Origin of the sequence: Flavobacterium ginsengisoli, assembly GCF_029625315.1 — a bacterium.
Taxonomy (GTDB): Bacteria; Bacteroidota; Bacteroidia; order Flavobacteriales; family Flavobacteriaceae; genus Flavobacterium; species Flavobacterium ginsengisoli.
This window is the reverse complement of record NZ_CP121110.1, coordinates 3,211,689-3,232,114: the sequence shown is the minus strand read 5'-3', so window position 1 is coordinate 3,232,114 and position 20,426 is coordinate 3,211,689. Positions and strand designations below refer to the sequence as shown.

The 20,426-nt window shown below is 33.9% G+C and carries 10 protein-coding genes and 3 pseudogenes; 6 read left to right on the top strand and 7 right to left on the bottom strand.

The genetic code is table 11. From position 1 onward, the window contains the following. Positions 1 to 518 precede the first annotated feature (518 nt). Both P5P87_RS15025 and P5P87_RS15020 read right to left on the bottom strand, forming a co-directional pair. Positions 519 to 1,439, bottom strand: a complete 921-nt coding sequence (locus tag P5P87_RS15025) for a helix-turn-helix domain-containing protein (protein ID WP_278019795.1) — start codon at positions 1,437 to 1,439, stop codon at positions 519 to 521. A 239-nt stretch (positions 1,440 to 1,678) separates the two neighbouring features. Further along, the gene (locus P5P87_RS15020) at positions 1,679 to 2,482 is read right to left on the bottom strand and encodes an SDR family oxidoreductase (RefSeq protein WP_278019794.1); all 804 of its coding nucleotides are present in this window, start codon (positions 2,480 to 2,482) and stop codon (positions 1,679 to 1,681) included. A gap of 333 nt (positions 2,483 to 2,815) precedes the next feature. Here P5P87_RS15020 and dnaE point away from each other — a divergent pair. Further along, positions 2,816 to 7,357: pseudogene (dnaE, locus tag P5P87_RS15015) on the top strand (DNA polymerase III subunit alpha). A 177-nt stretch (positions 7,358 to 7,534) separates the two neighbouring features. Then, positions 7,535 to 8,473 (top strand): outer membrane beta-barrel protein, encoded by a 939-nt coding sequence (locus P5P87_RS15010; protein WP_278019793.1) that lies wholly within the window; start codon positions 7,535 to 7,537, stop codon positions 8,471 to 8,473. 227 nt (positions 8,474 to 8,700) lie between these two features. Here P5P87_RS15010 and P5P87_RS15005 read toward each other — a convergent pair whose 3' ends face one another. The 4 genes from P5P87_RS15005 to P5P87_RS14990 form a co-directional block, all read right to left on the bottom strand. Further along, positions 8,701 to 9,696, bottom strand: a complete 996-nt coding sequence (locus P5P87_RS15005) for a Gfo/Idh/MocA family protein (RefSeq protein ID WP_278019792.1) — start codon at positions 9,694 to 9,696, stop codon at positions 8,701 to 8,703. A gap of 267 nt (positions 9,697 to 9,963) precedes the next feature. Beyond that, on the bottom strand, positions 9,964 to 12,072 hold the full coding sequence (locus tag P5P87_RS15000) for a prolyl oligopeptidase family serine peptidase (RefSeq protein ID WP_278019791.1): 2,109 nt from the start codon (positions 12,070 to 12,072) through the stop codon (positions 9,964 to 9,966). A 139-nt stretch (positions 12,073 to 12,211) separates the two neighbouring features. Then, positions 12,212 to 14,419, bottom strand: coding sequence for a TonB-dependent receptor (locus tag P5P87_RS14995; RefSeq protein ID WP_278019790.1), 2,208 nt, complete (start codon positions 14,417 to 14,419; stop codon positions 12,212 to 12,214). Positions 14,420 to 14,582: 163 nt separating this feature from the next. Continuing rightward, the gene (locus P5P87_RS14990) at positions 14,583 to 14,936 is read right to left on the bottom strand and encodes a hypothetical protein (protein ID WP_278019789.1); all 354 of its coding nucleotides are present in this window, start codon (positions 14,934 to 14,936) and stop codon (positions 14,583 to 14,585) included. A gap of 225 nt (positions 14,937 to 15,161) precedes the next feature. Between P5P87_RS14990 and P5P87_RS14985 the strand changes: the two genes are divergently transcribed. Then, positions 15,162 to 15,866 (top strand): porin family protein, encoded by a 705-nt coding sequence (locus P5P87_RS14985; protein WP_198854809.1) that lies wholly within the window; start codon positions 15,162 to 15,164, stop codon positions 15,864 to 15,866. Here the strand turns inward: P5P87_RS14985 and P5P87_RS14980 are convergent. Then, the gene (locus P5P87_RS14980) at positions 15,861 to 16,466 is read right to left on the bottom strand and encodes a hypothetical protein (RefSeq protein ID WP_278019788.1); all 606 of its coding nucleotides are present in this window, start codon (positions 16,464 to 16,466) and stop codon (positions 15,861 to 15,863) included. The genes P5P87_RS14985 and P5P87_RS14980 overlap by 6 nt on opposite strands. Before the next feature lie 201 nt (positions 16,467 to 16,667). Here P5P87_RS14980 and P5P87_RS14975 point away from each other — a divergent pair. The 3 genes and pseudogenes from P5P87_RS14975 (at position 16,668) to P5P87_RS14965 (ending at position 20,402) form a co-directional block, all read left to right on the top strand. Continuing rightward, positions 16,668 to 19,138: pseudogene (locus tag P5P87_RS14975) on the top strand (bifunctional UDP-N-acetylmuramoyl-tripeptide:D-alanyl-D-alanine ligase/alanine racemase). A 68-nt stretch (positions 19,139 to 19,206) separates the two neighbouring features. Then, a pseudogene (mscL, locus tag P5P87_RS14970) lies at positions 19,207 to 19,588 on the top strand (large conductance mechanosensitive channel protein MscL). A gap of 106 nt (positions 19,589 to 19,694) precedes the next feature. Next, positions 19,695 to 20,402, top strand: coding sequence for a hypothetical protein (locus P5P87_RS14965; RefSeq protein ID WP_198854806.1), 708 nt, complete (start codon positions 19,695 to 19,697; stop codon positions 20,400 to 20,402). The last annotated feature ends 24 nt before the right edge of the window (positions 20,403 to 20,426 follow it).

Sequence of the window (20,426 nt, the reverse complement as noted above, 5' to 3'; positions counted from 1 at the left end):
TTTTTATTTTTTTAAATTGTAATTTCTATAACCACAGCAATTTCCTGTTCATTATAATAGCAAAACAAAAGTAAAAAAAGATAAAAAAGCGTCAATTTCAATATTTCATTATATACGATACCCAAACTAATTTCCAAATTGCGAAACCGCTTTTTGGTATTAAATTTTGAAAGAAAAATGATGAAGAAACTAATTTACTTTTTCTTTTTCGGCTTTAATTTTCCTTGTTTGTTTTTTGTTTTAATAGTTTGCAAATTTATCTTAAAATCACTATAAAATATAAGGATTTAATTGAAAAAATCTAACAAATTAGATAAAAATAGTAATAATTGTTAGTTTTAAAATCTTTGTAAAAAGCATGTTTTTTAGGTTTTTTGCGGCTTTTAAAGGAGTTTTTCGGACGTTATTTAGATTCAATAAAACATCAAAATACTACGACATCCAAGAAGTGTATTTTTTTAAAATTTTATGATTTTTTGAAGCAGAAATTGATTTTTTGAGAGCAGTATTTTTAAAGATTAATTCAATGAATTTTTAAATTCTAATGGAGTAAGACTGGTTTTCTTTTTGAATAATTTACTAAATGACTGAGGATACTCAAAACCTAATTGATAAGCAATTTCTGCCACTGAAAGATTGGTCGTAATCAAGAAATCTTTTGATTTTTCTATTAATTTCGAATGGATATGCTGTTGCGCATTTAACCCAGTTAAATTACGAAGCATATCGCTGAGATAATGACTTGAAACATTAATCTGCGATGCCAGAAATTCTACTGTTGGCAATCCTCTTTTTAAGGTTTCTGCATTGCTAATATAGTTATCCAGAGTTTCTTCGACTTTTAATAATAAATCGTTACTGATGGTTTTTCTGGTAATAAATTGGCGTTTGTAAAAACGATTGCTGTAATTCAAGAGAACATCAATGTAAGAAACGATCACATCCTGACTCATTTCATCAATTGCGGTATTGAGTTCGTTTTCTATGCTTTGTAATAATCCAATAATAATTGTTTTTTCACTGTCTGAAAGGTGCAGAGCTTCATTGGTATCATAAGAAAAGAAGCCATATTTTTTGATGCTTTTTCCTAAAGGATAATTACGAATAAAATCAGGATGAAATAAAAGTGTATAACCGCCATATTCAACGCCTTCTTCATTTTCAGTAAAAATTAATTGAGTTGGGGAAGCAAACATAAGTCCGCCTTCGTTGAAATCATAATAGCCTTGACCGTAGCCCATTTTTCCTTTGGTAGAAAACTTATAAGAGATCTTATAAAAATCAAGTAAAAAGGCATGATTCGCTAAATTTTCATTTATAACCAACTGTGTATTGTCTACCAAACTCACCATCGGATGAAGCGGTTTTGGAAGTTGAAGCAGATCGTGAAACTGAGATATAGAAGAGATTTTTTCTGGATTATTGTTTTTTCTTTCCATGATATAAAAGTATGAAAATTTGATAGACTAAAATCAGCTTCGGAGAAGCGAAATATTTATAGAAATCATGTTTATTATTGAGAACAAAGCTCCAGCGGAGCGACATATTCATTGCGATAAATATTTCGCTCCGCTGGAGCTCTTTTGTATCTGGATTATTGAATTTCTATACATAATTTTGCTCCGTTGGAGCGTAATAAAAGAATGTTCAATATTTTGGATAGTTTTATTAGAAATAATTATTCTCCAAAGAATTGTTTTCCAAATTCGGTACGAAAAGTTTCTGCGCCTAATTCTAATCTTTGTTTGTAAAGCGCTTTTGCATCTTCGCCAGCAACATATCTTAATTGATTTTTACCGTCGGTTGCGGCTTCATAAACCACACCGGCAATTTGTTCTGGAGTTGATGCCATTTCAAACATCGTGTCAACACTTGCAAACATGCTGTTGGTCATCGCTTCGTATTCAGATTTTGTCGCCGTATCAAGAGAACCGTGTAAAAACTCAGTTTTAATGCCGCCTGGAGAAACGGTTTTAATATGTACTCCAAAAGGATTTAATTCATAAGCCATACTTTCGCTCCAGCCTTCTAATCCCCATTTTGTTGCGTGATAGATTGATCCTAAAGGAAAAGCGATCAATCCACCGATAGAAGTCGTTGAAATGAATAAACCGTTTTTTCTTTCTCTGAAATACGGAATGAATGCATTTGTAACTCTGATTACTCCCAATAAATTAGTATTTAATTGTTTTGTGATTTGATCATCTGTTAAACTTTCCAAAGGGCCAATTAATCCATAACCAGCATTGTTGAAAACGATATCAATGTCGCTTAATTTAAGTGCTTTTTCCACAGTAGTTTGAATTTGATCGTAGTTGGTAACGTCTAAAGGTAAAAGCGTTACATTTTTTAATTGAGAAAGTTCTGTTTCTTTTTCAGGAGTTCTCATGGTTGCAATTACATTCCATCCTTTTTCGTGGAATAATTTTGCTGTTGCTTTTCCTAAACCTGATGATGCACCTGTGATAAAAATTGTTTTCATGATTATTATTTTTTAATTGTTATAATTTGATGAAGCAAAGTTCAGGATACAGTAAAGCTTAAAAGTGTTCATTTTGGTTTAATGAGTATCCAAAATGAATAATTGAAGTTTTTAAGAGAAAATAAATGATTTTTTAAGGTTTTTGTCGCTCTTTCATAATCATGTTAAAAATGCTTTTGTTAACAACTTTAGCTTCTTTATTTCTCTAAAAAAAGCGTAAATTTGAATTCCTCCGATTTTTCATTTCACATTTTGTTATGTTTCATGTTGTCAATGTTTTGCAATATGTGAGATTTGGAATTTTGGACATCAAAATTTGACTTTTACAACTCTATGTATTTAATATTCGATACCGAAACAACCGGATTACCAAAACGCTGGGATGCCCCAATAACCGATTCTGATAACTGGCCTCGCTGTATACAGATTGCTTGGCGACTTCATGACGAAATGGGACAGCTTATCGAGCATCAGGATTATTTGGTAAAACCAGAAGGATTTAATATTCCGTATGATGCCGAGCGTATTCACGGAATCTCAACCGAATTGGCTGAAGCCGATGGAATCACTTTGGCCGAAGTTTTGGAGAAATTCAATATCGCTTTGAGTAAAACCAAATTTATTGTTGGTCAGAATTTAGGTTTCGACGTTAATATTATGGGAGCCGAATTCCATAGAATGGGAGTGGAGTCTCAAATGGCTTCAATGCCGGTTTTGGATACTTGTACCGAAGTTACGGCTTCGTTATTACAGCTTCCAGGAGGTCGTGGAGGAAAATTCAAACTTCCAACTTTGACCGAATTACACAGCTATCTTTTCGATCAGCCATTCGCGGAAGCGCACAACGCAACTGCCGACGTTGAGGCAACTACGCGTTGTTTCTTAGAATTGGTTAGAAGAGAGGTTTTTACAAAAGAAGAGTTAGACGTTCCTAAAGAATATTTCAGAGAATTTCAGGAAAGAAATTTTGAGCCATTTAAGTTAATTGGTCTAAAACACATCAACTTAAAAGCGGCTTCTGATAAAATCAGAGAACAGCTTAAAGCTTTAGCTGGAGAAGGTCAACAGACCGTTGTTTCAGATGAAGATAAAGCTGATTTTAAAGCGACAAAGTTTGCGCATTTGCATAATCATACACAGTTCTCGGTTCTGCAATCGACTATCGGAGTTGGAAATATTGTAGGCTGCTGCAGCCTAAAAACGGAATGCCAGCCGTGGCCATGACAGATACAGGAAACATGATGGGAGCTTTCCATTTTGTGAGCGCTGTTATGAATCACAACAAAGCTGCATCTGGAAAAAATAAAGCTTTAATTGAAGCTGGAGAAGAACCAACAGAAACTGAAGTAAAACCAATTGTAGGTTGTGAATTTAATATTTGTGAAAACCATTTAGATAAAAGTAAAAAAGACAACGGTTATCAGGTTGTTTTGATGGCTAAAAATAAAGCAGGTTATCACAACTTAGCCAAAATGGCTTCGATTGCGTATACTGATGGATTTTATTATGTTCCGAGAATTGACAGAAAGATTGTTGAGCAATACAAAGGCGATATCATGGTTTTGTCTGGGAATTTATACGGAGAAATTCCGAGTAAAATCTTAAATATTGGCGAAAACCAAGCAGAAGAAGCTTTAATTTGGTGGAAAGAACAATTTGGCGAAGATTTCTATCTTGAAGTAATGCGTCACAATCAGGAAGATGAAAATCGTGTCAACAAAACCTTGATTGAGTTCTCTCAAAAACACAATGTCAAATTAATCGCTACTAACAATACTTATTATTTAAATAAAGAAGATGCCAATGCGCACGATATTTTACTTTGTGTAAAAGACGGTGAAAAGCAAGCAACACCAATTGGTCGTGGTCGTGGTTATCGCTACGGACTTCCAAATCAGGAATACTACTTCAAGTCGCAAGACGAGATGAAAAAGCTTTTTGCTGATTTGCCAGAAGCGATTATCAATATTCAGGAAATTATTGATAAGGTTGAAGGATATTCATTGTATCGAGATGTATTACTTCCGAAATTCGAAATCCCCGACGAATTTATGGTTCCCGAAGATGAAGAAGACGGTGGTGTACGTGGAGAAAATAAATACTTGAGACATCTTACTATGGAAGGTGCCAAAAGAAGATATGGAGAAATTACGGAATCAATTCAGGAACGTTTGGATTTTGAGTTAATGACGATTTCAAACTCAGGTTATCCGGGTTATTTCTTGATTGTACAGGATTTCATCGCGGAAGCAAGAAAAATGGACGTTTCGGTTGGTCCGGGTCGTGGTTCTGCAGCGGGTTCTGCCGTTGCATATTGTCTCGGAATTACAAACATTGACCCAATTAAATATGACTTACTTTTTGAGCGTTTCCTAAATCCTGACCGTGTATCGATGCCCGATATTGATATCGACTTTGATGACGAAGGTCGTGGACGTGTAATGGAATACGTAATCAATAAATACGGTCAAAAACAGGTTGCGCAGATTATCACTTATGGTAAAATGGCAACCAAATCGGCGATTCGTGATACGGCGCGTGTATTGGATTTACCTTTATTTGAAGCTGATAGAATCGCAAAACTGATTCCGGGAATGATGCCGTCAAAATGGAATTTGGCGCGTTTTATTTCGGAGAGTGAAGAGGAAGTCAAAAAAGCCCTTCGTTCGGACGAATTTGATAATGTTAAAGAATTAATTGCGATTGCCAATGAAGATGACTTGGCAGGAGAAACCATTCAGCAGGCAAAAATCCTTGAAGGATCGATGCGTAACACTGGAATTCACGCCTGCGGGGTTATTATTACGCCGTCGGATATTACGAATTACGTTCCTGTAACAACAGCAAAAGATTCAGATTTATATGTAACACAGTTTGATAACTCGGTTGCAGAAAGTGCCGGATTGCTGAAAATGGACTTCTTGGGTCTGAAGACCCTAACGCTGATAAAAGATACCGTAAAATTGGTAAAATACAGAACAGGAATCGAACTAGATCCTGATACTTTCCCAATCGATGACGAAGAAACATATGCGCTTTTCCAAAGAGGTGAAACCGTTGGAATCTTCCAATATGAGTCGCCTGGGATGCAGAAATACATGAAAGATCTTAAGCCAACGGTTTTTGGAGATTTAATTGCCATGAATGCATTGTATCGTCCGGGACCTTTGGAGTATATTCCGTCTTTCGTTCGAAGAAAAAACGGCGACGAGGAAATTAAATACGATTTAGATGCCTGTGCGGAATATTTGTCTGAAACCTATGGAATTACGGTTTACCAAGAGCAGGTAATGCTTTTGTCTCAGTCTTTGGCAGGATTTACAAAGGGTGAGGCCGACGTTTTGCGTAAAGCGATGGGTAAGAAACAAAAAGACGTATTAGATAAAATGAAGCCGAAGTTTGTTGAACAAGCAGCAGACAAAAGGTCACGATGCAAAGATTCTGGAGAAAATCTGGAAAGACTGGGAAGCTTTTGCGAGTTATGCCTTCAACAAATCGCACTCTACTTGTTATGCCTGGATTGCGTACCAAACGGCTTATTTGAAAGCGCATTATCCTGCGGAATATATGGCAGCGGTACTTTCGAATAACATGAACGATATCAAACAAGTTTCTTTCTTCATGGAAGAATGTAAACGTATGGGATTACAAGTTCTTGGACCAGACGTAAACGAATCGTACTATAAATTTACTGTAAACGATGACTACGCAGTTCGTTTCGGAATGGGAGCGATTAAAGGTGTTGGTTCTGGAGCAGTAGAAACCATTGTTGAAAACAGAAAAGACGGAAGATATAAATCGATTTTTGATTTGGCAAAACGAATTGATTTGCGTGCGACTAACAAAAAAGCGATTGAGAATTTAGCACTCGCCGGAGGTTTTGATTCTTTTGAAGGAACAACCAGAGCCCAATATTTCCACGACGATGGTGACGGAATTACTTTCTACGAAAAGGCAATGCGCTACGGATCGAAATTTCAAGAAAATGAAAACTCTTCGCAAGTAAGTTTGTTCGGAGAAGCTAGTGAAGTTCAAATTGCCGAACCAGTTGTACCGCCATGTGAAGATTGGAGTACAATGGAGAAACTGGCAAAAGAAAAAGAAGTTGTTGGAATCTATATTTCTGGACATCCGCTTGATGATTTTAGATTTGAGATGAAATACTTCTGCAATAACCGATTGGAATCGTTGAAAAGCATGAATGAGTTTGTTGGAAAGAATTTACACTTTGCAGGAATTATCAATAATGTACAGCATCGTGTTGCCAAAAACGGAAAAGGTTGGGCAGCATTCAACTTAGAAGGTTATGATGAAAGTTACGAGTTTAAGATTTTTGGTGAAGAATACTTGAAGTTCCGCCATTTCTTAATTCAGAACAATTTTGCCTTTTTGAAAATAATGATCAAAGACGGATGGGTAAATCACGATACTGGTAAGAAATCCGATCCAAGAATGCAGTTTGTTGAGATTCGACAATTGCAGGATATCTTGGAAGCTTTTGCTAAAAAGCTAATTTTATTGCTAAATATTAAAGATCTTCATCCTGAGTTTATTCATAAACTGAGTCATTTGTTCAATGAAAATAAAGGAGATAATTCTGTGACTTTTGAAATCATGGAATTAGAAAAAATAAAAAAACTGGTTGAGGTAGAAACTCCAACAGATTTTGAAGACTCAGAAGATGGCGTTTTTGAAGCTGATAATGAGAGTGAAGATGCCGCAATGGAGGATACAAAAATCCAAGAAGTAAATGAGGTCGAAGAGATAAAAGTAGTGACCAAATTGAGTATGCCAAGTCGCCGTTTGAAGGTTAAAATTTCCACTGAATTATTGCAGGAATTGGAGAAAATGCAGATTAATTTTAAATTGAACTAAAAATTTAACAGTTAAATTTTAAACACATGTTAATTTTTTATGTTAAAAATATGCATGCATAATAGTTTTTTAGTAATATTGTCCAAAATTACAACGTTTTCGTTCCGAGTCTAACTTTACAAATTGTAAGAATGTGTTAAAATATTCTAAGTTTGTATAAATCAATAAATCAAAATTATGAAAAAGAACCTATTTTTATTAGGATTATTAGTTTGCTCAATGGCAACAATGGCGCAGACAGAAAAAGCGGACAAACCAGAAACATGGTACTTCAAATTAGGAGGATCATATTTCAATCAAACTGCTTCAACTGAGTTTCCAACTGTGGGAGGAAATGCTGCATTGGATAGAACTTATGTAGGAGGAAAATTAGTTTCTGAAAAAAGTATTACAGGTTCTTTTGGACAAGGTTTCAGAACTGGAATAACTGCGGGATACCGTTTTTCAACTCGTATAGGAGTAGAGCTTGGGGTTAACTATTACACTAGCCACGACAAAACAATGGCTCAAACAACTTCTGATCAGCCTTACATTCCAACATCTGCAACAACAGGTATTTATAATTTTAAATCAGTTGGTCAAATTACAGCTTTTGATATTGCGCCTGCAATTGTAATGTTTTTAGGAGAATCTAACGGATTTGAACCTTATACAAAAGTTGGGGTTTTAGTTCCAATTCATGGAGATTTAGAAATTAAAACAGATGCTGTTGCTCCAGTTGGAGTTAATCCAGGTACTGGCGCTCCAGTTTTTGGAAATGTTCACAGTGTTGATAAAGTAAAACCAAATCCAACAATTGGATTCACTGCTGCTGTAGGTACAACTTATAAGTTGACTTCACACCTTTCTGCTTTTGCAGAATTAGAATACCGTAATTTTACAGTTCACGGAAAAACAAAAGAAACCACTGATTTTACAGTTAACGGAAATGATGCGTTAGCTAGTAGAACTACAGCGCAAATTCACACAAATTATAGAGATAGTTTGAATGTTAATTCAAATAACGGCGCAACTAATCCAAACGGAGTTGATTCAACAAAAGCAATGGATGAGTTAAGCTCTTATGTTGGAATTTCTGGTTTAGGATTAACATTAGGTATCAAATACAGCCTATAATTTCCATTTTTTTATAGTTTACAGTTTAAAAAAAGAGGATATTCTTTCGAATATCCTCTTTTTTTGTCTTTAGATTTTTTTATAAGTTGCCTCTAGCTTTAGCTCGAGGTTATTGAGATTGAAGAGAATAAAAAAGGCTTTAGCCCAACTATTAGTTTGGCTAAAGTCCTATATGATTTTTTTGAAATTATTCCTTCAGCTAAAGCAGGAGGTAATTCAACAATATACTATTTTGAAGCTTCTCTAAATTCTTTCAAAACCTGATCAATAACCCAAGTGGTTCTTGCGCCAGAAGTTCCTTTAGATGGAGAAGCGTTTTCTTTGCCTAATAATTCAGCAAGAACAGTTTCAATAAATGGTTGTTGAATATGAAGAGGATTTTCTATCGTAATACTTTCTTTGTCTCCATTTGCATATTGAATATGAACAGGATCATTTCCAAAAGTAGAAAACGAGATTTTACCTTTATCTCCTACAATTTCAGTGTTATCATAACGTTCAAAGCTCGCAAAATCCCATATTCCAGAACCGTGAATTCCGTTTTCAAATAAAAATGACATTGAAACAGCATCTTCTGCAGGATAAGCCATTAATTGAGAAGTCGCATGTCCGCGAACTGATTTAATCGGACCTAAAACAAAATCAAGGAAATCTAAAGTATGGCAAGCCAAATCAACAAAAATTCCGCCTCCTGAAATATGCGGTAAAACAGTCCACGGAAGATTGATTTCGTCATCATAACGTGCTTCAAAAGGATGGTACAAAACACAATTGACGTGTCTGATAGTTCCTAATTTTCCTTGATCAATAATTTCTTTTATCTTTAAAAAACGAGGTAAAGCTCTTCTGTAATACGCAACAAATAGAGGAACATTATGCTCTTTGCAAGTGTTGATCATTTCGTTGCATTCTTCAAACGTCAATGCCATCGGTTTTTCTACATAAACTGGCTTTCCAGCTTTAGCACATAAAATGGTGTATTCTTTATGAGAAGATGGAGGAGTAGCGATATAAACAGCATCGACCTCCGGATCATTAATTAAATCTTCAGCATTCGAATACCATTTTGGAACATTGTGGCGTTTTGCGTAATCTTCGGCAAGTGCCGCATCTCTTCGCATAACAGCAACCAAAGCAGAGTTTGGAGCTTTCTGAAATGCAGGTCCGCTTTTTACTTCAGTCACATTCCCGCAGCCAATAATTCCCCATTTTATAATTTCCATTGTGTAAGTTTTTAGTTTCTCAAATTTAAAAAAGGTTTGCCACGAATTGCACTAATTTCCACTAATTCTTTGTGGTTATAATATTTGCCACAGATTAAAAAGATTTTCACAGATTATAAAAATCATTTTAATCTGTGGCAAAAAGCACTCTACAAATTCCCATTAATTAAATTCGTGCTAATTCGTGAAATTCGTGGCAAAAAAAATAAAGCCACGAACTCACAAATAAATCATGAATTCGTGGCTAAAAAAATTAAGCTTAAAGTTTTACTTTTTAGGCAAAGCTTTAAAACCCATATTGTAAAGTGTAAAAGCTTGAATGTCTACGTTCTCTTGAATCGTAGCGGCAACAGATTTTCCTGCTCCATGACCTGCTTTAACATCAATTCTAATTAAAACTGGGTTTTCTCCTGTTTGTTTTTCCTGTAATTCAGAAGCAAATTTGAAACTGTGTGCAGGAACTACACGGTCATCATGATCTCCAGTAGTTACCATTGTTGCAGGATAATGAGTTCCTGGTTTTACATTATGAACTGGAGAATATCCTTTTAAATATTCAAACATTTCTTTGCTGTCTTGAGCAGTTCCATAATCAAAAGCCCATCCTGCACCTGCTGTAAAAGCATTGTAACGAAGCATGTCCATAACTCCAACAGCTGGTAGAGCCACTTTCATTAAATCAGGACGTTGTGTCATTGTTGCACCAACTAACAAACCTCCATTAGATCCTCCGCGAATGGCTAAATAATCAGATGAGGTATATTTTTGAGCGATTAAATATTCTGCAATGACAATGAAATCATCAAATACATTTTGTTTTTGAAGTTTTGTTCCTGCATCATGCCATTTTTTTCCGTACTCGCCACCACCTCTAAGGTTAGCAACTGCATAAACACCTCCGTTTTCCATCCAAACTGCATTAGCAATGCTAAAGCTTGGTGTTAAAGAAATATTGAATCCGCCGTAACCGTAAAGAATAGTTGGGTTTTTACCGTCTAATTTTGTTCCTTTTTTATACGTAATAATCATCGGAACTTTTGTACCATCTTTTGAAGTATAGAAAACTTGTTTAGACTCATAATCTTCGCTTTTGAAATCTACTTTTGGTTTTTGATATACTTCAGATTTGCCAGATTTTGGTTCCAAAGAATAGATGCTTCCTGGAGTTGTATAATTAGCAAAGCTGTAGTATAAAATTTTGTCAGCTTTTTTACCGCTAAATCCACCAGCAGTTCCAACAGCAGGAAGTTTAATTTCACGAACTAATTTTCCATTGTAATCATATTGTTGTACAAATGAAACGGCATCTTTAGTATAATTCGCAAAGAAATAACCACCGCCAGTTGAAGGAGATAAAATATCTTTAGTTTCTTTAATAAAATCTTTCCAATTCTCAGGTTTCGGATTTGCTGCATCAACGGTTACAATACGTTTATTAGGAGCCTTAAAATCTGTTTCGATAAATAATTTGCTTCCTTCGTTTTCGATAACATTATTATCGCTGTCAAAATTGTCAACGATTGTAACAATAGGACTATTTGCTTTAGTTAGATCTTTAATGTACAATTCATTTCCGTAAGTAGAGTTAGCGACTGTAATTACCAAATAACGATTGTCTTCAGTAACATATCCGCCTACATATCTTCTTTTCTGATCAGCTCCAAAAATTACTTTATCGTCTTTTTGAGAAGTTCCCAATTTGTGGAAATATAATTTATGCTGATCTGTTTTAGCAGATAATTCACTTCCTTTCGGCTTGTCATAACTAGAGTAGTAAAAACCTTCATTTCCATGCCAAGAAACGCCACTAAATTTTATGTCAACCAAAGTATCTTCTAAAACTTTCTTAGAAAGTGCATCTATAATGATTACTTTTCTCCAGTCGCTTCCGCCTTCAGAAATTGCATAAGCAGCTTTGCTTCCGTCTTTAGAAAAATCAAGTCCGCCAAGAGAAGTTGTTCCGTCTTTAGAAAAAGTATTTGGATCTAAGAAAACTTCTTCTTTACCATTTTCATCTTTTCTGTAAACAACAGATTGATTCTGAAGTCCATTGTTTTTAGAGTAATAAGCAAATTTTCCTTCTTTAGATGGAGCTCCAATTTTTTCGTAGTTCCAAAGTTTTTCCATTCGCTTTTTAAGTTCGTTACGAAATGGAATTTTATCTAAATAACCATAAGTAACTTCGTTTTCGGCTTTTACCCAAGCACCTGTTTCAGCAGATTTATCATCTTCTAGCCAGCGATACGGATCGCTTACTTTGGTGTCAAAATAAACATCAACAGTTTCTCCTTTTTTAGTTTGCGGATATTGCAATTTGCCTTGTCCAAACGAAATTCCTGCGGTTGTAATTGCCATTAATAAAAATGTTTTTTTCATAGTTAGTTTTATCTGTTGTAACAAAAATAGCACTTTTTGTTGTGAAAATTGAAATGAAAAATTAAACCATATAAGTGATGTAAGTTCATTTAAACCGTTTGCTTAATTTTACTTATATGACTTATATGGTTTGAAATTGTTACAGATTAAAGTTAACCCCCAAAACGATATTTCTTCCAATATTCGGAATACCGTCTGTTTTTAATCTAGAAAGGTGAGCAATGTATTTTTTATCAAATAAATTGTTTCCGTTTAGGTTGATGTCAAAAGCAGTTTTTCCTAGTTTAACTGTTCCTCCAAAACCTAAGTTTACCAAAGTATAACCTTTAGAGGCAGTTTCGAAACCACTTACATTATCTTGGTTAAAAGTTGAAGAAACATTCAAAGAAGCAAAACCTTCGCTTAACCAGTTTTTAATATTAAATTCAGTTCTTAATGTATTATTCCAATTGTTTGCAGGAATCAAAGGCAGATAATCTTTGTTTTCTTTTTTACCTGTAACAGTTTCAAAACTAGTTTCAAAATGCAACCAATCTAATGGATGCGGGTGAAAGTGAAGGCCAACTTCTCCCCCGTACAATTGTGCATTGTCTTGAACATAAGCAAAAACATCATTATCGTCTCTAATTTCTCCAGTTGGCGAAGTGTAGATATAATTGTTTACATGATTGTAGAACCCGTTTACGAAAAATTCAAAATGCGTATTTTTATACTCTAAATTCAAATCGGTTTGCACGTTTTGTTCTGTTTTTAAATCAGCATTTCCAATTTCATAACGATTCGTTCCTTCGTGAACGCCGTTTGAAGTTAACTCAGCTAAGTTTGGCGCTCTAAAACCAGTCGCCACATTTAAGCGAAACGTTAACGGCTCTGCTAGTTTAGTTTTGTAACCTAAAGAAGCATTGAAACTATCAAAAGAACGATCTAAAGCCTGAAAATAACCTTCTTCGCCTTCGGTTCCGTGAGCGATAGAAGTAATGTTTCTGTTGTCAAAACGCAATCCGGCTTGAATAACGCTGTTTTCCCATTCGTAGTTGGCGGTTCCAAAAACACCAAAATCATTAGTTGTGGCATCTGGAATCAAGTATTCTTCTCCAGAATTTTTGTTTGTCTGATGCATTCCTTGAACACCAAAAATAGTTTCGATTTTTCCGAATTTAGGAAAATGGTATTTTGCATTATAATTAAAAGTATTCAATTTCATGTGTAAAGAAGCCTCGTTGCTGTCTTCAAACTCGCTTCTGTCATTTGCGATATATCCTAAATCAACATCTAGTTTAGAGTTTTCGAAAAAGATAACATTGTTTAAACTCAATAAATGATTAAAAATTCCTTGTCTTGGAAATTGAGTGTCTTTGCTTGAGGATTGTTCAGCAATTCCGTCTTCAGGAATTCCAATATCCAATTTGTTGTAATTATATCGAACAACACTAGAAAAAGTAGAGTTGCTGTAACCAATTCCAGTTTTAAAATCAGTTTCATTATAGCGAGAATTTGTTACGCGGTCGCCGCCAGAAATCTTGTAATCAGAATGTGTGTTGTAGCTTCCTCTAGCTAAGAATTTCCAATTATCAGTAGAAGTTTTTAATCCAATTGATGAATTGCTTCCTTCTGTATTTGTAAAATATTTTTGGCTGAAATTGGCTTTGAAAGTACCTGCATCAGCAAATTTTTCAGGATTGAAATATAAAACACCTCCTAATGCATCAGAACCATACAATAATGAAGCTGGACCTTTAATGACTTCAACGCTTTCAATTCCGGCATCGTTTAAACCTAAACCATGTTCGTCTCCAAACTGTTGGTTTTCGATACGGACACCTTGAGAATAAACCAAAACGCGATTACCGCTAAGTCCACGAATTACTGGTTTTCCGATAGAAGTTCCTGTAGAAATCTGAGAAACTCCAGGAATTGTCGCCAAACCTTCAATCAAAGTAGAGGTTCCTTTTTGCTGTAATGTTTTAATGCTTTCATGCTCAATTTTCATTACGTTTTGAGATTGTAATTTGTTGAAAGGCGTTGAAACTACCACTTCGTCCATTTCTAAAATAGACTCTTCAAGAACAATGTCTAGCGTATTTTGTTTCAGTAATTTAACAATTGTTTTGTTTTGATTGGCGTATCCAACATAAGTAAAAGCAATACGTAAGCTTCCGTTAGGAAGATTATTCAATTCGTACTTTCCATTTGCGTCTGTCGTAGTTCCTTTATGTAATTCTGGAGCATAAACAGAAACTCCAGGCAATGGATTATTTTGATTGTCGGTTACTGTTCCAGAAACCGAGTTTTGAGCAGTAAGAATGCTCGAAAACCCTAAAATAAGGGCAATTATAAATTTTTTCATTTGAAAATGATGCTATAGTTAATTGAGTTTTTTCTCCGAATGAAAAACCAAAAACCAACAATAAAGCATTCTGATCCTGATTGATAAAAATAGGATTAGAAAACTCAATGTTATTTTGAATTTAAATTAAAAGAAATGTGAAGTTTTTCGAATAATCGAAACCTTAAGAAACTATATTAGCAGGAGGGCCACGTAAGAAATACGAGGTGGTTGAAATTGAAAAAATCTTCTCTGAAAATGGGAAGAAATAAGGTGTTCCTCTGTGAAATGAATGAAATTCAAAAGAGAAATTTTGTGGCAGAACAAAAGACTCAAAAGCAAAATGACAAACAAAACAAACGTCATAGTCATGATGCTGATGTGTTATTTCACCATTTGGATCATTGTAATCATGATGGCATTGTTTTTCTGAAAGCTGTTTTACGATATGCTCATAACTGTGTATCGACTGAAACAATATCGAGAACAATATTGCTACAGCAAAAGATAAACTTAATATGAGTCGCTTTCTTTTCATGCTTTGCAAAGGTATAAAAGATAAAAAGAAAATTGATGAATTTTTTGTTTCAACGAATTGAATTATTGAAAAAAATGCGACAATTAATTTTATTCGCAGTCAAAATGAGAATATTTTTACTTCTTATCTTTACTACAGAAAGCAATATATTATATTTGTATGTGAAATAAATACGCGCCAAAAAGCGTTTATTTGTAATCATCTCTTAAAAACTAAAACCACGATATGCGAATTATTTTTAGCTGTTTATTTTTACTCACTTTTTTTAACTCTTTTGCGCAAGCAGACGTTAAGCCTGAGATAAAACCAGTTATAAAAATAGATTCTCTGTATCGAGAAGATCAGTTTTACTTTTCGGTTACTTATAATATGTTTACCGATATTCCAGTTAATTTCAAACAAAATAAATTTTCTCTAGGACTTTCGGGAGGTTTCTTGCGCGATATGCCTGTAAATAAATCTCGAACAGTTGCAATTGCGGCAGGATTAGGTTTAAGCTATCAGAATTATTATCAAAATTTAACGATTTCTGAAGACGCTTCGGGAGCAATTATATACGGAGTAAATAGTTCTAGCGAATATGCGTCTAATCGTTATAGACAATATTCTGTAGATCTTCCAATAGAATTTAGATGGCGTAATTCGACTTACGAAAGCACTAAATTTTGGCGTATTTATGGCGGAGTAAAATTGAGTTATGTTTTTTCAAGTTCATCTATTCTTGATGATGGAGAAAAAACGTATAGGATCAACAATAACGGGGATATTAATAAATTTCAATACGGCCCATATCTTTCGGCAGGATATAACACTTGGAATGTATATATATATTACGGCTTAAGTCCGTTGTTTAATTCGGCGACTACTTTGTCTGGCGAAAAAATCAATATGAAAACGCTAAATGCAGGATTGATCTTTTATATTTTATAACCACAGATATAAAAATAAAAGTTGTGGCATTATTCCAATAAACAATCCAATTAGTATTTCTCTAGAAGTATGCGCATTCATTTCTAAACGAGATGAAGCTACAATTCCTGACAATAAAATAAGTAAAGCAGACCAATACGGATTGTGCAGTTGAAGATGAATGTTTAATCCGATAACGAAGATCGTTAAACCTGAAATGGCAACCATGTGAAGACTTGCTTTTGTTTTGAAAAGAACACAAACCAATGCCAAAATACTACTAAATAAGGCTCCAAGAAAAAAGAAATGAAGTTCAGGATAACGTGTAATTACAATACTTCTTTTAACTAATAAAATATATAAAAAACATTGCAAAATAAGCGGAATTGCTCGTTCTGAAGTTTGGCTCAGCATGATTGATTTTACATGTCCAGTTGATTTTAATAGTAAATAAAATAAAACAGGAACAATTATGTTAATCACTAAAATTTGAATTAGAACAAAGTATTTTTCATTTGTACTAAATACGTCGTCTTTATAAAATAAATAAAACAAAGTGGCGTACATCGATATAAAAATCGGATGTAATATATAAGAAAAGAGTGGGAGTAATTTTTTCAAAATCTGCAAATTTGTGGTCTAAAAACAAATATACTCAATAAAAGTTTTCTGCCACGAATTACACTAATTTTCACGAATTCATTTATAAAAAACCTAAATCTGCGACTCTAATTTTAAGAATTCAACAAATAGAATAATTAGTGAAAATTTGGGAAATTAGTGGCAAACCTTTTTTTAAATTTGAAAAAAAGAAATTACCAAATGAGCATAAATTTAAAAAGCCTGGTTTCAGTTCTCAACGCCAAATGGATTGGCTCAGATGCTGATGTTTTAATCGATCATATCTCCATTGACAGCCGTTCGCTTCAAAACGGATCGCAAACATTATTTTTTGCTTTGGCGGTATAAACAATGATGCTCATTTATTTATTCCAGATTTAATAGAAAACAAAGTTCAGAATTTTGTTGTTCAATATATTCCAGAAGGTTATGCAGGCAAAGCTAATTTTTTGGTTGTCGAAAATACGCTTTGGGCTCTTCAGGAATTTGCGACTTATTATAGAAATCTTTTTCATTTTCCAGTTATCGGCATAACAGGAAGCAACGGTAAAACGATCGTAAAAGAATGGCTTAATTTCTTATTGAGTCCCGATTATAATATCATTAGAAGCCCTAAAAGTTATAACTCTCAAGTCGGAGTTCCGCTTTCGGTAATTGCGATTAATGAAAAACATAATTTAGGAATTTTCGAAGCAGGAATTTCAACAGTTAATGAAATGGTTAAACTGGAGAAAATCATTAAACCAAATATTGGAGTTTTAACAAGCATTGGTTCTGCGCACGATGAAGGCTTCGAAAACTTAGTGCAGAAAATTGATGAAAAACTACTCTTGTTTAAAGATTGCCCGATCATTATTTATCAAAAAAATGAAGTCGTAGATTCTTGCTTGTCTCAATTTGTTGCTGAATATATGCTTCATCCGAGAAAACTGTTTTCTTGGAGTTTTACTGATCAAAATGCAGATGTTTTTATTGAAAAAAGAGAACACAGAAACGATCATACTTTTATACAATATCAATACAAAAATGAGACTTTCAATTTAGAAATTCCGTTTAACGATTCGGCTTCTGTAGAAAATGCGATTTCTTGTTTATTGGTTTTGTTAAACTTTAATTACGATCAGGAAACAATTCAGAACAGAATCGAGATGCTTTATCCTGTTCGAATGCGTTTGGAAGTAAAAAACGGAATTAACAATTGCAGTATCATTGATGATAGTTATAGTTCCGATTTTCAATCGCTTAAAATTGCTTTAGATTTCTTAGAAAGCCAGAAGAAAAAAGGCGCTTCTAAAACGGTTATTTTATCAGATATTTTCCAAAGCGGATTCACAAACGAAGAATTATATTCTAAAGTTGCTCAGTTAATTTTAGACAATAAAATAAATCGCATAATTGGCATTGGAGCGACAATTTCTTCCTTTGCAGATCAGTTTCCAAATAGCACAATGTTTGATAATACAGCTGATTTTATTGCCGAAATTGACAATCTGAATTTCAATAACGAAACCATTTTAATAAAAGGAGCTAGATCTTTTCAGTTTGAAGAAATTGTATCGCTTTTAGAAGAAAAAACACATGAGACTATTCTAGAGATTAATCTCGATGCTATAAGCCATAACTTTAATTACTATAAGTCAAAACTGGCGCCAAATGTCAAAATGATGGTGATGGTTAAAGCATTTGGTTATGGAAATGGCGGTTTAGAAATTGCGAAATTGCTAGAACATCATAAAGTTGATTATTTGGGTGTGGCTTTCGCCGATGAAGGAATCGCATTGAAAAATGGTGGAATAAAACTTCCAATTATGGTTTTAAATCCCGAATCGACAAGTTTCCCTTCGATCATTCAATATCAGCTAGAACCTGAAATTTATAGCTTGAAAGGATTAAATGCCTTTTTGAAAATTGCTCGCGAAAAGAACCTAAAAGATTATCCTATTCATATCAAAATGGATACAGGAATGCATCGTTTAGGTTTTGAAAATAATACTATCGACGAATTAATTGCGACTTTAAAAGGAAATTCAACTGTTCGTGTGCAAAGTATTCTATCGCATTTGGCAACAAGCGATGACCCGAAACATTTTGATTTTGTGAGACAACAAATCGCATTGTTTGAAAAATTGTCTTCAAAATTAATGGCAGAATTAAATATCAATCCAATTCGTCATACATTAAATACTTCTGGAATCAGTAATTTTCCTGATGCGCAATACAGCATGGTGCGTTTGGGAATTGGTTTGTATGGAGTTTCAAATGATCCAGCCGAACAGAAATATCTGGAAAATGTTGGAACATTAAAATCAATAATTTCTCAAATTAGAACTATTCCAGCTGGTGACAGTGTTGGTTACGGACGCCGTTTTATGGCAGATGCAGCAACCAAAATTGCAACAATCCCAATTGGCTACGCTGACGGGATTGCTAGATTATGGGGTAATGAAGTTGGTTATGTAACAATCAAAAATCAGAAAGCCAAAATCGTCGGAAGTGTCTGCATGGATATGCTGATGGTTAATGTAAGCGATATAGAATGTAAAGAAGGAGATTCGGTAATTATTTTCGGAGAAAGCCCAACCGTTATAGAAATGGCTGTAGCCTTAAAAACAATTCCGTATGAGATAATGACAAGTATTTCGCAACGAGTAAAGAGGGTATTTTTTAGGTAATTTTAAGAATTTCCAATAAAATTGCGTATTTTCGATATTCATTTATTATTCAACTAAACAGATCAAATATGGGATTTTTTTCAGAATTTAAGGAATTTGCAATGAAGGGCAACGTAGTCGATTTGGCTGTCGGTGTAATCATTGGAGCTGCTTTTGGTAAAATTGTAAGCTCGTTAATCGAAGATGTAATTACGCCGCTGTTATTGAAACCTGCTTTAGATGCTTGCACATATGTCAACTATCGAACAATTAACTGCTTTTGGAGGAGTCAAATATGGTGTTTTTATTTCGGCAGTAATCAATTTTATTATTGTTGCTTTTGTTTTGTTCTTAATAATTAAAGGAATAAACCACGCTAAAAAGAAAGAAGTTCCTGCGCCGGCAGCTCCAGCAGCGCCAACTCAAGAAGAGTTGCTTACACAAATTAGAGATTTATTAAAAAATAAATAAAAATACAATACCGCTACACTAAGTCTAACTTAACCGCCTTCTAAAGAGGCGGTTTTTTTTAAATTTACTTTAAGATTAATAACTAATTGATTTGCACAAAAAAAATATGGGTTGTAGTGTAGATTTTTATCTTTTGAAAAGAGATATTTTAAGAGCTAAGTTTATTGAGCTAGAAAAAGAAGAAGATAAGTATGCTTTTTTTAGAAACTACTTGATTGAGAAAAACATTAAGGAAGGGAATACATATTCTTCAACTGATGCAAGTATTATAATTCAGAAAGTTAAGGAGGATACATTATTATTGAATAGACATGAATTAAGTGATATTAAAAATTATATTTATGAAGTATCTGTTGGGTACAGTTATAATCCAGAAAACGAGATATTTATAAGAAAAATGCGTGAATTTGGTTTCGAATTAATACATGATATTTCACATGGTTGTGCAAGCCTTTTTCTTTTGAGTCTTGGTGATTCTGAATCAGTAGATTATTCAAGTTGGAATTATGATGAAAGAGATAGAATGAACCTTAAAAGAGAGGAGTTTATTCAAGAACTCGATTATATTATACTCCTTCATAGTAAAATACAACTTAATGAATGTGATAATCTTGATGAAAAAAATGAACTAATTGCTACTATTGAAAATCTTGAAAAAAACGAATTATTGTATAGCGTTATAGAAAGTCATTTTGATTCTGCAATGGAAGATGAAAAGTTGGTGAATAATAGTGAGTCTATATTATTTAATGCTGTAGAATTAAATAGAAAGATTGAAAATACTAAGGATGGAATTATAATTCTCTATTCTTAATAGTTTTTTATGGATTATTTAATT

What these genes read in the sequence shown, in the direction of transcription:
- P5P87_RS15025 (WP_278019795.1), bottom strand. Translation starts at nt 1,439, where the DNA reads ATGGAAAGAAAAAACAATAATCCAGAAAAAATCTCTTCTATATCTCAG.
- P5P87_RS14985 (WP_198854809.1), top strand. Translation starts at nt 15,162, where the DNA reads ATGCGAATTATTTTTAGCTGTTTATTTTTACTCACTTTTTTTAACTCT.
- P5P87_RS15010 (WP_278019793.1), top strand. Translation starts at nt 7,535, where the DNA reads ATGAAAAAGAACCTATTTTTATTAGGATTATTAGTTTGCTCAATGGCA.
- P5P87_RS15020 (WP_278019794.1), bottom strand. Translation starts at nt 2,482, where the DNA reads ATGAAAACAATTTTTATCACAGGTGCATCATCAGGTTTAGGAAAAGCA.
- P5P87_RS14965 (WP_198854806.1), top strand. Translation starts at nt 19,695, where the DNA reads ATGGGTTGTAGTGTAGATTTTTATCTTTTGAAAAGAGATATTTTAAGA.
- P5P87_RS14990 (WP_278019789.1), bottom strand. Translation starts at nt 14,936, where the DNA reads ATGAAAAGAAAGCGACTCATATTAAGTTTATCTTTTGCTGTAGCAATA.
- P5P87_RS14995 (WP_278019790.1), bottom strand. Translation starts at nt 14,419, where the DNA reads ATGAAAAAATTTATAATTGCCCTTATTTTAGGGTTTTCGAGCATTCTT.
- P5P87_RS15005 (WP_278019792.1), bottom strand. Translation starts at nt 9,696, where the DNA reads ATGGAAATTATAAAATGGGGAATTATTGGCTGCGGGAATGTGACTGAA.
- P5P87_RS15000 (WP_278019791.1), bottom strand. Translation starts at nt 12,072, where the DNA reads ATGAAAAAAACATTTTTATTAATGGCAATTACAACCGCAGGAATTTCG.